Origin of the sequence: Bradyrhizobium sp. UFLA03-84 (genome assembly GCF_002289535.1) — a bacterium.
Taxonomy (GTDB): Bacteria; Pseudomonadota; Alphaproteobacteria; order Rhizobiales; family Xanthobacteraceae; genus Bradyrhizobium; species Bradyrhizobium viridifuturi.
This window is the reverse complement of sequence record NZ_NSJY01000016.1, coordinates 498,242-510,349: the sequence shown is the minus strand read 5'-3', so window position 1 is coordinate 510,349 and position 12,108 is coordinate 498,242. Positions and strand designations below refer to the sequence as shown.

Sequence of the window (12,108 nt, the reverse complement as noted above, 5' to 3'; positions counted from 1 at the left end):
GCACGCGCCCCCCATGCCTGCGCCGCACTGGCGTCCCGCGCGGGTCTTTCGTCCACGCCAATTGCGGATGGTTTTCGCAGATCCAGTCCAAACCGCCGCAGATCACATAATCGAGGCTGATCATGCGGCTCGCAGGAGCTTGTAGCGCCGATAGGCGTCGATGGCATTGTTAGCTAAGATTAGCGAGCGGTGCTCGACGGTCCGCGCCGCGACTATGATGGCGATAACGACTGCGCATTCCAACCCCGACACTTTCGATGAGGTAAGGCGATCGAGCAACTTTCTTTGTTGTCTCTTGGCAGAGGCGCTGGGTATGGGAGGGCGAGGCACACTCGGCTGCTCCATCAAACGTTCGGCAAAAGGTGGCAACAAAGGGCATGTGCCTGCAAATTGCATGATCGGGTCACGCCAACGCGCCCGCCTCACATACCAGGTTTGTCGTTGTGGGTGCGCGCGTCTTGCGCGAGACGCTGCTCAATTATCCGTACTCCGGTCTGGTAAGCTTTGATTAGACGGCGTGCGTTCTCAATAGCTTGATATGCCGCATCAGGGATGACCAGCCCGTCGCCAATTACATTGTCCTTTATTTGCCGAATGCGGTCCTCGGCGAGTGCGATTTGGCTCTTGTAATGGGCCATCGCCTCCCTGAGAGCGTCACTCATAATTCGGATTCAACCAGTCGCTCCGCAAGTTCGCCCGATTTAGCTTGAGCCAGTCGCCACCTTGCCGACGACGACCGGCATCGGGACCGGTCGTCCCGTGCTGAGGGAGAGAGCCGGACCAGATTGAGCGTAGCACGGACCGTTGCTTCTACGATCGGGAAAAAGCGGCAATTGCCTGGATGAATGGAACCGTGGTGTGCTAGGCGTTAACCATCGGGTCACGTCCCGATTTTTGACGCATAGGAAAAACTTCCCGCCCCCGGCCTCGAAGCCGGGGGACTTTTCTTGGAAGGAAACAAGCGATGGGGCACGTTCGCTGACCTTCAAATCAATTGCGGTCGCGCTCGAACAGGCACAGATTTGCTGCTCATGACGTCCTTGGCCTCAGCTTGAGCCCACTCGCTGGGGCCGTTTCTTTGGACGTTAGGTTTTGGAGCGTAAGCTGGCGGCTGAGTGCAGTCGTCGGCACCTTGAGCGTCAACTCCAGATGCGCTCGCCGCATTTGCACTCCATGAGCCGAACTGTCGTCCCGGCAACAGGATCAAGGAAGCTACGGACCAACTGGGGAATCTCTGAGCAGGATGGGCAACGGCGCAACCAGTCGGCCATCTTGAGCGGTGTCTGTTGCTGATCTCGATTAGTCTGCTGGTCCACTGCTTTTCCTCAAGTTCACTAGTGCGAACTCATAAGTTACAAAGTGAACACTTGTTCCTGGAACGCAGCGCAGAAACCGAGAAATGGAATGGAACCTTTGCCGACTTGGTCGCCGCCAAGTGCTGTCCGTTAGGATGCTCGCTACCGGGGGATGAGGACACCTGTAAAACCGCGGGAAAAAGCGGCAAGCTTAACCCAAGTTAGTGTTGGAACCTGTCGAAGCAATCACTCTCAGGTTGCCTATCCCCTTCTCGCCCCGGAGTAGGCGAGCCGGCCCCAGCATCGGCCATCAGGCCCCCAACGTGCTGGGGCCGATTTCATGGAACGGCAAAGCAATTGCCGGCTTAGAATCAAGTCTGGTGCTGACCTGCAAGCGGCACCCGACGATCCACAGTGTAGGAAGCAGGCCCCAGCGCGTCCCCTCTCGCTGGGGCCGTTTTTCGTTCCGGGAACAGGTGGCAGCCGGAGCCGTTGAAAGATCATAGTGGAGGAATGGGATACGACCGGCCTCAGTTCTCTCCCTGGGCACTGAGGCCACTTTGCGCCGTAAGGCCGAAAGAAGGGGGCTATCATGTACGGACAGGATCATGGGGACGCAGCGGATTGCGGATTTCTCGTCTATGCCGGCGTGTCGCTGATAGTCCTTACCGTCAACGTCGGCTGGCTGTTGGTCAGCTAAATCGCCGAACCTCGGCGTAGGGAAATCCGGTCAACGAGATCCGTGCAGGCATGACCTTCGGTTTTCCACTTTCCTTCTTCGAAGGTCACGCCGCGCATTAGTCGTCGCCGATGCTACCCCCATAGGTTATTTGGGATCCGGGCTCTCAGGACGGGCGCGCCAGTCGCGCCCAACCGTCTGGTGATCCTGGTCCGGCGCGGTCTGACCGGCGTGATCGCTGTCGCCCCCTTGGGCCTTCCAGTCGCGTCCGATTTTGACGTCCTCCGCGCGGCTGCGATCCTGCTCCCGGGATTGCTCCGTCTGCTGGGGCGGCTGTGCCTCCTGGACAGTAGTGGACTGCGCTTGGGCGCCGGCTCCGCTGAATACGAAGGCCAGCGCAAAGGCGGATAATGCAGCAAGCGATGTAGAACTCTTCATGGTGTTTCCCTTCCTCGTCAGAACTGTGCACTAACTCGCCGGAAAGCGCATTGTTCGTAAACGAGCACATATTTCCACGCCGAGGCAGCAATCGTGAAATGCGAACCGTTGCGAGGCTTGGACGGCGGAGCCGTCTGTCGGGAGCTCACTGACGGTCAATACTTAGGCCGGTGCGAAGTCGCCCATTCGCGAGCGTGTTCGATCGGCAGGCGCTGCACACTGGCGCGCACCTTTTGCGTTGCCGGCAGATTGTCCATGCGTTCCCGCCAGCGACAGAACGCCGGGAACTTTGGATACATCGCTTGCCCATCGGCGGTCAGGCTGAAAGCGAATGTGCTCGGCAACAGGTAGAAATCCGCAATCGAAAGTTCGTCTCCTAGGAGGAAGTTCTTACCATGGGCAAGCTGGCGTTCGACCACCGTCAGCCCTGTTTCGACCTTGGGCAGCGCATGCGCCACGACTTTCTCGTCAGAGGCGATACCGAGCTCCGGGAATACCAGACGCTCATGCGTCACGTGGTAGATCATGTAAGGGTAATAGTAGGAGTTGACTGCGCTGATCCACTGGCTCATGCGCGCCCGTGCTTTGATATCCTTTGGCGTCAGCGCAACGCCGTCAAAGGCCTCGTCGACATAGGCGGCAATGGCGCTCGTTTCATAGATCGTGAGATCGCCATGGCTAAGGATTGGCACGCGGTTGAACGGGTGCAGCGCCAGGTGATCGGGCATGCCCATGACTGGCTCGAGGTCGTGGAATTGGTACGGCACGTCTTTGTGGGTCAGGATCAGGCGGACGATATTGACAAAAGTGCTGCGTGGAAAACCGTAAACGATCGGTTCGGTCATTCGTTTCTCCTTTTGCGCATGTCGATCAGGGCAAGAACCAGCCCCAGAACGACTTTGTGGCCTCGCGCAGCGCCTCTTCTCGGGTCAGCCCGAGATCCCTAAGCAGATGGGGGTCATCCGCAATCTCGCGCAGCGCCTTGCGTTCGTATTGCTGGTCGAGCCAGCTCCACCATCCGTGCCGGTCAACGGGTAGGGAGGGGCGTGAGCTGGATTGATGATGTGAGATGCTCGAATTGGCCACCTGCACGGGCGGGTTCGAAGGGGCGTCGGCTAGCAGGGTGGACATGGACGGCTCCAAATAGCTTGAATTGCGTCACTGGAGCTGTTCAATAGTGCTGCGGGGCGCGTCCCCGCAAAGCATCGTTTCTCGTGCCTGCCCTAGTTTTTCTCATGAAGTCGGTACGATGCGTGCACGCCTGCCTCCTCTCAACGCCCTGAAGGCCTTCGAGGCCGCCGCGCGCCATGAGAGTTTTACGCGCGCGGCAGAAGAGCTTTGTGTGACCCAAGGCGCAGTGAGTCATCAGGTGAAAGCGCTGGAGACGGAGCTTGCGTTAAAGCTGTTTAATCGCGAGCGGCAGCGTTTGATCATCACCGAGGCCGGGCGTGATTATCTTACGGTGGTGCGCGACGCGCTCGACCGCATCGCCATCGGCACCGAGCGGTTGTTGCAGCGGCAGAACGCCGGTGTGCTCACGGTCTCGACTTCCCCAGACTTCGCCGCCAAATGGTTGGTGCATCGCCTCGGGCATTTTGCCGAGGCGCATAGCGGCATTGACCTGCGTGTCTCTGCCACGTTGCATCACGTCGATTTCGCGCGCGAGGAAGTAGATCTCGCGGTGCGCCACGGCGACGGCAACTGGCCGGGGCTGGAGGCGGTGCGGCTGAGCTCGGAACAGCTGTTTCCCGTGTGCAGCCCGAAGCTGTTTTCGGGCAAGCGACGCTTGAACAAACCCGCTGACATCCTGAAGTTTCCGCTGATCCACATGGACAGCCGTGCGGACTGGAACAACTGGCTGCAGGAGGCAGGTCTCGACGAAATCAGGGTTACACATGGTCCGCTACTGAACCGCGCCAGCATGGTGATCGACGCCGCAATCAACGGGCAGGGCATCGCGCTCGCCCGTACCACGCTGGCAGCATGGGACCTCCTTAGCGGCCATTTGGCGCGGCCCTTTCCGCTATCGCTGCCACTGTCGAAGACCTACTGGATCGTCTGTCCGAAGGCGACCGCGAACCAGCCGAAGATCGTGACGTTTCGCGACTGGTTGCTCTCGGAAGCCGAAAGCGACCTAACGCGGCTGAAGAAGCTCGAGACGACCAAGCGACGGTGATGTTCTGGCTCGTGATGGACTGGCCGATCTGCGCTCGATCCTGAAACAGGCGAGGAGAACCGGGCCCGGCTAGCAGAGTTACTATCATCCGGTAGCCGGATTAGCCATCCGTCTCTTGAAGTCGACCAGCTTCGCGAGGAAATTGTCGCGCCATCGCTGCCTCGCCGGAATGTCCCCGGCTGACGTTTGCTTGCGCAGCGTGCGTTCGATCGTTGTGACCAGCGCGTCAGGCCAGGGGCGCGGATCTGCCTGCTCCTTGGCGAGACCGTGATACATGGGGCCGAGGTTGCGGCAGTATTCCGCGATCCCTGTCTTGGCATTGAGGTCGATGGTCTGAAACGGCCCCATGAAGCACCAGCGCAGACCGAGCCCATCTGAAATGGCACGGTCGACCTCGTCAGCGTCCACGATCCCGTCCTCCACCAAGCGGAAGGCCTCGGCGAGCAACGCGCTTTGCAGACGGTTGACCACGAAGCCGCTGATCTCGCGGCTCAGCTGGATCGGGGACTGGCCGATGCGAAGCATCTGCGCTCGGGCGCGCTCTACAGTGCCCGGCGTCGTCCAAGGCGACGGCACGATCTCCACCAGCGGGATGAGGTGGGGCGGATTGATTGGATGGACGACGAGGCAGCGCCCGCGCGTTGCCATCTTCTCGGTGAAAGCCGAAGCGGGGAGGCCGGAAGTGGAGCTCGCGAGGACGACCTGCGGTTCGGCAAGCGAGTCGAGCGTCCTGTAGAGTTCGACTTTGATGGGAAGCCGCTCGGGTACGCTTTCCTGAACGTAGTCGACGCCGGTGAGTGCGTCTTCGATGCTCTTCGCCGGCCTGACTCGCGCGGCGATCGTCTCAGCCGAGCCGGGCGGCACGAGACCCTGCGTCTCGAGGCCGACTAACGCGGTCCGCACGACGTCAGGGACGCGCGCGGCGGAGGCGGGATCGGCGTCATAGATAGCCACCTCGAAACCGGCTCTCGCAAACACGAGAGTCCAGGAGGAGCCGACGACGCCGGCTCCGATCAATGCAATCCGTGTCATGAATCGATACCTCTTGGGAGGTCTTGCCGCTCAGGGCATCTGCGCGCCGCGCGTGTTCACATGAATGGCGTAAAGCGAGGTGTGGCCGCAGATGTAGAGGCGGTTGCGCTTCGGTCCACCGAAGCACACGTTGGCACATTTCTCCGGCACCGGGATCCTTCCGATGATGTCGCCACCCGGCGTCACACACCGCACACCGTCGCCGGAGCTGGTCCACACGTTGCCATCGACGTCCACGCGAAAGCCGTCTGGAATGCCCGGGGCGATTTCGGCGAGAACGCGGCTGTTGAGGAGCCGGCCGTCCTCCGCGACATCAAATGCCCGGATGTGATGAGGCCAGTCGGGGTTTGGCCAGAAGCCGGAGTCCGCTACATAAAGCATCTTCTCGTCCGGCGAGAATGCAAGTCCGTTCGGTCGCTTGAAATCGTCGACCACAATGCGCAGGCTGCCGTCGCGTGGATCGAAACGGTAGACGTTGCAGCTGCCGATCTCACTTTCGGCCTTGCTGCCCTCATACTCGGCGCTGATGCCGTAGGTGGGGTCGGTGAACCATACTGTGCCGTCAGACTTCACCACGACATCGTTGGGGGAGTTGAGGCGCTTGCCTTCATAGCGATCGGCCAGCACCGTGATGGTGCCGTCATATTCGGTACGCGTCACTCGGCGTCCGCGATGCTCGCAGGTCACGAGCCTCCCTTCGCGGTCGCGGGTATTGCCATTGGAGAAGTTGGAGTCGCTGCGGAAAACCGACACCTCTCCGGTCTCCTCGTCATAGCGCAGCATCCGATTGCTCGGCAGATCGCTGAACAGGAGGCTGCGCTGATCGGCAAAATAGACCGGTCCTTCGGCCCAGCGCAGGCCGGTATGCAGCTTCTCCAGAAAAACGATTGGTATGGTGTACTGCGCGAAGCGCTTGTCGTAGACCTCGAACGGATCCATGGGCGTCCTCCCTATCAGGGCTTGAGTGAACGGGCGGTCGTGGCGGCGCGCTGACGCCGTCGCGCGGCGTAGACAGACAGGCCGACCGCCACGATCAGAATCCCGCCGTTGAAGAAGTACTGGACGTAGAACGGTGCTCCGAGCTGCTGGACCCCCGAGAAGGAGAAGGCCAACACCAGCACCGACAGAATCGTCCCGATCACGTTCACGCGCCCAAGCTTGATCGACGTCGCTCCTAGTAGTGTCGCCGCAAAGGCGGGCAGCAGGTATTCCGGACCAACGCTCGGCGTACCGGTCTGCAGAATGCTGGCGAGCACGATGCCGGCAAGGCCGCTGAGCAGGCCGGATATGACGAAGGCGCCGATGACATGTCGACGCACGTTGATGCCTGTGAGCTCGGCGGCCCTGACATTGGCTCCGATCACGTAGAGATTGCGGCCGACGGGGAGGTGCTCCGTCACGACCCATAGCGCGGCTGAGATAACTGCGACATAGACCGCCGGCAACGGCACGCCATGAACGATCTGAGTAAGATTGGTGAAACTGACCGGCAGATTCAAACCGCTGATCTGCTCGCCGTTGGAATAGAAATTGGTCACGCCGAAGAGCAGCGTCCCTGTTCCCATGGTCGCAATGAAAGAATCGATGTGGAAGACGCTGACTAGGAGTCCATTGCTGAGGCCAACGATGATCGACAGCAGAAGGATCAATACCGCAGCTTCCGGCCAACCCAAGCCCTGGTTGACCTGCAAGCCGACGGCCAACACTTGCGCCATGCCGAGGTGGTAGCCGATGGACAGATCGAATTGCTTGGTGGCCAGCGGCACCATTTCCGCGAGCGCCAGCATTGCCGTTACCGATTGGCTGACCAGGATGGTATTGATGTTGATGGCGCTGAAGAAGCTCGACGGCCTCAGCGCGCCGAACACGAGCATGATCAGGACGAAGACAAAAAGGAGGCCGTAGGTGGCTACCAGATTGGACAGGCCGCCTGCCGGCGCTGCCTGTCGCGTTGGTGAAGCCGCGCTGCGCTGGAATGTAGTCTCCGACATATCGTTCTCCGCCATCAATGCACCTGCTCGCTCCGACCTCCCGCCATGGAAGAGCGGGTGAGAAGCCCCTCCAGCGTCAGCGTCGAGCCGGTCAACTCGGACGTGATCTTGCCGCGTCCCATGACCAGCGCCCGATCGCAAAGGGCGGCGACCTCCTCGAAGTCGGATGAGATGACGAGTACAGCGGTGCCATCGTCTGCGATGTTGCGCAGCGTGCTGTGGATGATGCCTTTGGCACCGATGTCCACCCCGGCCGTCGGTTCCTCCATGATGTAAAGCTTCGCACCGGTCGCCAGCCAGCGGCCCACGAAAATCTTCTGCTGGTTGCCGCCGCTCAGCCAGTCAATGAGGGCGGCAGCGTTGCGCGGGCGAACGTCGAAGCGCTCAAGTGTGTCCCGCACCGCTTGCAATTCCGATTTGGCATCGATGGGTCGGAACAGCGTCCCCGATACCGCCTGAATGTTGGGGAAGAGATTCTCGCGCACCGACATGGCGCCGAGCGTGCTTTCGCTGAGGCGGTTGCCGGCGAGCAAGGCGATGCCCTTGCTGATCCGCGCGCTGATTGGCAGGTCGACGGGGATAACATCTGTCCCCAGCCGAATCGTGCCGGCGGTGTGAGGATGGGCGCCAAAGATCGCACGACCGATGATCTCGTGCCCAGCGCCGCGCAGTCCCACAAGGCCGACGATCTCGCCTTTGCCAACCGTGAACGACAGTGGCCCCTGATTGCCGGCGCACAGGTTTTCGACGGTGAGGAGTGGCGTCGCTTCGCGCTGCCCGGTGGCGGCGACATGGTAGATCTGGAGGTCGCGGCCGAGCATGTCGCGCACGATCGCCTCGGTCGTCAGTCCCTCGATCGAGCTTGAACTCACGTGGCGGCCGTCGCGCAACACCGTGACGCGGTCGACCAGACCGAATAGCTCGTTGAGCCGGTGACTGACATACAGGATGCTCGTGCCCGATGCTCGTAGACGCCTGAGCACCTCAAAGAGGTGCAATGCATCGGGGGCCGGAAGCGACGCAGTGGGTTCGTCGAGTACGACGATTTTTGCATTGCGAGAAAGGGCGCGCACGATGCCGAGAATGGCTTTGCCGGCAGCGCTTAGCGATCCGACGGGAGCGCGCGGATCCGGAGGATCAATGGCCATGCTGGCATAGATGCGCGCGGTCTGCCGCCAGACTTCATTCCATGAGATGAGGCCGCCGCGGCGCGGAAAGCCGGTCACCAGCGCCACGTTTTCCCCGATGCTGAGCTCATCCACCAAACCGAGGTCCTGGTGGACGAAGGCGATCGGCACTGGCTCGAGGTAAGGATCGAGACTGCGGCCATCGACGAAGATCTCGCCGCCATCGGATGGATAGAGACCTGCGAGGATCTTGATCAACGTCGATTTGCCGGCCCCGTTCTCGCCGACCAAGGCGTGGATCTCGCCGCGGCCGATCGTCAGGTCGACGCCATCAAGAGCGAGCGTGCTCAGAAAACGCTTGGTGACGCCCCGGATCGCGATCGCGGGCTGCGCATCGGTTGCCATGGTGCCTTAGCCTGAAAATGCCTTGAGGGTTCGGGTGGAGAGCGGAGCATGCTGCTCCGTCTCCACCGCAGCCACCATCATTTGCACGCGGTGCTGCTGCCCTTCCAGATGTTGATGTAATGGCAGGCGAAGTTGTTGCTCGGCACGAACTCATTGTTCTTGCCGCCCTCGCTGTCCACGTTGTCCTTTACGATCAGGAACACAGGCTGCACGAAGTGCGCCGGCTCTTGCCCGGCCATGGCGTGAACCACGGCGTCGACCGCCATGTATCCGAACAGGGAGCTAGGCTCGGGCACGCTCGCTACTTCGAAGCCGCCCTTGCGGATCATGTCGTAGGCGGAGGGCGGCGCGTCCGCACCCACGAGTTTGATCTTGTCGGTGGAAGCACCCGCAGCCCTGAGGGCGGCCGCAACGTTAGTGTAATAGCCGTCACAGCACGTGGTCATCCACCAGCTGTCGCCGTACCGCGCAAGCAGGCCGGACACCGCCGCGTTCATGCGTGCCGAGGCATCGCCGAGCGGCATGTTGATGGTCTCCAGCATTTTGCAGTCCGAGCAGTTGGCAATGGGCGTTGTCGTCGCCTTGGCCTTGAAGCGGGCGATGGCGTAGCTGTTGTCCACCATGTGGATGTTGTGGCCTTTGCCTGCGGACATGGCGATCACGTAAGCCGCTTCTGTCTGGCCGATCTCCGCCGGATTAGAGACGATGTTGTGATAGAGCCCAAGCTCGGGGCTGGGGCCTGGAAAGGCGGTGGCGTGGATGCCGATCACAGGGATGTGCCGCGCAACCGCGTCCTTGATCGGCTTCTGCAACGCATTGGCGTCTGCCGGAGTGACGATCGCAGTCGGGTTCGCGGCGAGGGCCTGCTGCATGGCGGACAATGTGCCGCTCACGGTGCCCTGGCCGTTGAAGGTCATGACCTTCCATCCGAGCGCCTTGGCGCCTTCTTCCACGCCTTTGCCCCACAGCACGTGCGGCGTATAGGACTGATCCGGCGAGACGTAGGCGATGGTGAAGTTGCCTGAGGGTGCCTTCGGACCGCTGGTCGGTCCCTTCCATTCGGTCTGCGGCTTGGTGCGCTCGGCGACGATCGCTTTCGCCTCATCGACGGAGAGCTTCTCCTGAATGACCGGCTCAGGCCAGGCCGGGAACGGCTCTGCGCGGGTTTCGGCGAGAGCGGATCCAGCGGCGATGACTGGCGGTACGAGGGCCGCGCTGAGCACGGCCAGCCGCGCCAATTTAGATCCCAGCCTATGCTTGGACAGTCGCTTGCGCATGTCTTCCTCCCGATTTGCTTCTTGTTTGGTTGGTTATGCGAGCTGTCGACTGCAGCGCGGGATTGGACGCGCGAAGGGAGCGCGACTGCGTCGGAATTGCGAGGCTGTTGGTGATGACGGCGCGCAAGCGCCAAGCAGAGCTCGAACGGCTGCGCCCGGTGCGCCGCGTCGAGCCGACACGATGAGGCAGCCATTTGCCAGGCCGATCTGACCAAGCGCGCCCATCCGGCCAGTGCCGGCGCGTCTCGATCTGGATCGGCCGTCCTTGCTGCGCTCCGGGTTCAGAGCCTGCATGGACATCTCTTCCCTGCTTCTGCTTTTAGTTGTTCATAATATCTGATATTATGACGTATCTCGAGTCAAGGCAGTTTTGGGAGGTTCCATGCTCGCTGCATTCGTGAGGCTGCGATGGGTTGGCATGCGAGTGGTCGCATGAGCGACGCGGTTTGAAGATGGCGACACGGTCAGGTCAGGACGAACTGACGCCGGACGCGACGACTCTCATCAAGCCGGTGAGCCGCGCAACGCTGCCGCAGGAAATCGTAAAAGCGCTTACCGATCTGATCATGAAGCGGGTGTGGAAGCCCGGCGACCTGATCCCTTCCGAAAAAGAGCTGGCGATCCGCTTCCAGGTCGGACGATCGACCATCCGCGAGGCGGTGAAGAGTCTTGTCGTTCTCGGCGTATTGGAGGCGCGAGCGGGGGAAGGCTCGTTCGTGCGCGAGCCGACCTCGGAGCTTCTCTCCGGCGCATTCCGCTGGGGTGTGCTCCTGAGTGAGGGCAATCTCGACGACTTCGTCGACGTACGCGCTCATATTGAGGTGGAATGTGCTCGTCGTGCCGCCGCTAACCGCACCGATGAGTTATTGGAGCAGCTGCGCAGCTGTATTGACGAGATGGGCGCCGAGCCCATGGATCATGGCGCCTTCATGGAGGCGGACACACGATTCCATCTGGCCATTGCGCGGGCCGCCAGCAATCCGATCTTCGAGAACATTGGATCGACGATTCAATCAATCGTGCGGATCTGGTATCCGAGGACGTATTACATCCCAGAAACAAAAGGGAGGACAGTTTCGGAGCATCGAGCAATTGCCGACGCGATCGCCGTCGGTGATAGCGATGGAGCCGGGAATGCCATGCGCGCTCATCTCATGGCCGCCAGCCAACGCTTGCGCAGGACATTTACTAATCATCGGGATGAACACTAGGGACAAGCTGGCTCGACCGTGCGGTTTCTCGCACTGCACGGAGGCGATCTAGTCAGCCAAGCGTCGAATGGCGACAATTCGCCAACGAGCCCCGTCGAACCACTTCTCCGCCACGCTACGGGCCGAGTCCTCGTTGAGCGCTTTGAGGTCAGTCTTGAGGCTCTTTTCGCCGTCGGCGAGTTGAATTCGAAACATTGCCATTTGCGACACCTTGGTACGGGGTCAGGAGAGTGGCGCCCTTATGGTTAATCGAAGGTTAATGGGGCGGCCTACGGGCGACTTCCAATGACGTCAGATTTGTCGGTCGGTCCGGGACCCTCCGTCGCCGCTCACTGGCGCGATGCGCGTCAGACGCCATCGGAGATCGGCACCATTTCGAGCCGGCCAAGATTGACAGGTATCGTTCGCTTATCCTGTCATCAACCCGCCGCATAGCCGTTCCGACAGCGTGAAATTGTCTAATGATCTCAATCGTCC

General features: G+C 60.9%; 11 protein-coding genes. 2 read left to right on the top strand and 9 right to left on the bottom strand.

Annotation, left to right across the window (positions count from 1 at the left end; translation table 11 throughout):
* Positions 1-422: 422 nt before the first annotated feature.
* The 4 genes from CK489_RS32435 to CK489_RS32420 all read right to left on the bottom strand — a co-directional run bounded on the left by CK489_RS32435 (position 423) and on the right by CK489_RS32420 (position 3,543).
* A complete protein-coding gene (locus tag CK489_RS32435) occupies positions 423-638 on the bottom strand; it encodes a hypothetical protein (protein ID WP_143278278.1) in 216 nt (71 codons plus the stop codon).
* Between the two features lie 1,483 nt (positions 639-2,121).
* Entirely contained in the window at positions 2,122-2,412 is a 291-nt protein-coding gene (locus CK489_RS32430; RefSeq protein ID WP_095735162.1) for a hypothetical protein, read from the bottom strand.
* 155 nt (positions 2,413-2,567) lie between these two features.
* Complete coding sequence (locus tag CK489_RS32425; protein ID WP_095735161.1) at positions 2,568-3,257, bottom strand: glutathione S-transferase family protein; 690 nt, start codon at positions 3,255-3,257, stop codon at positions 2,568-2,570.
* Between the two features lie 25 nt (positions 3,258-3,282).
* Positions 3,283-3,543, bottom strand: a complete 261-nt coding sequence (locus CK489_RS32420; protein ID WP_095735160.1) for a DUF1127 domain-containing protein — start codon at positions 3,541-3,543, stop codon at positions 3,283-3,285.
* 118 nt (positions 3,544-3,661) lie between these two features.
* On the opposite strand from CK489_RS32420, the gene CK489_RS32415 reads away from it, so the two are divergent.
* Positions 3,662-4,588 (top strand): transcriptional regulator GcvA, encoded by a 927-nt coding sequence (locus CK489_RS32415; protein ID WP_095735159.1) that lies wholly within the window; start codon positions 3,662-3,664, stop codon positions 4,586-4,588.
* Positions 4,589-4,672: 84 nt separating this feature from the next.
* Here the strand turns inward: CK489_RS32415 and CK489_RS32410 are convergent, their stop codons facing one another.
* The 5 genes from CK489_RS32410 to CK489_RS32390 all read right to left on the bottom strand — a co-directional run bounded on the left by CK489_RS32410 (position 4,673) and on the right by CK489_RS32390 (position 10,420).
* Complete coding sequence (locus CK489_RS32410; RefSeq protein WP_095735158.1) at positions 4,673-5,620, bottom strand: 3-hydroxyacyl-CoA dehydrogenase; 948 nt, start codon at positions 5,618-5,620, stop codon at positions 4,673-4,675.
* Positions 5,621-5,650: 30 nt separating this feature from the next.
* On the bottom strand, positions 5,651-6,559 hold the full coding sequence (locus tag CK489_RS32405; RefSeq protein ID WP_095735157.1) for an SMP-30/gluconolactonase/LRE family protein: 909 nt from the start codon (positions 6,557-6,559) through the stop codon (positions 5,651-5,653).
* 14 nt (positions 6,560-6,573) lie between these two features.
* Positions 6,574-7,626: an ABC transporter permease gene (locus CK489_RS32400; protein WP_095735156.1), complete on the bottom strand. Its 1,053-nt coding sequence runs from the start codon at positions 7,624-7,626 to the stop codon at positions 6,574-6,576.
* Positions 7,626-9,143 carry a sugar ABC transporter ATP-binding protein gene (locus CK489_RS32395; protein ID WP_095735155.1) on the bottom strand — a complete coding sequence of 506 codons (1,518 nt, stop codon included), beginning with the start codon at positions 9,141-9,143 and terminating at the stop codon, positions 7,626-7,628. Before CK489_RS32395 ends, CK489_RS32400 begins: the two co-directional genes overlap by 1 nt.
* Before the next feature lie 77 nt (positions 9,144-9,220).
* Entirely contained in the window at positions 9,221-10,420 is a 1,200-nt protein-coding gene (locus CK489_RS32390; RefSeq protein WP_095735154.1) for a substrate-binding domain-containing protein, read from the bottom strand.
* Positions 10,421-10,872: 452 nt separating this feature from the next.
* On the opposite strand from CK489_RS32390, the gene CK489_RS32385 reads away from it, so the two are divergent.
* Complete coding sequence (locus CK489_RS32385) at positions 10,873-11,631, top strand: FadR/GntR family transcriptional regulator (protein ID WP_095735153.1); 759 nt, start codon at positions 10,873-10,875, stop codon at positions 11,629-11,631.
* Positions 11,632-12,108 lie beyond the last annotated feature (477 nt).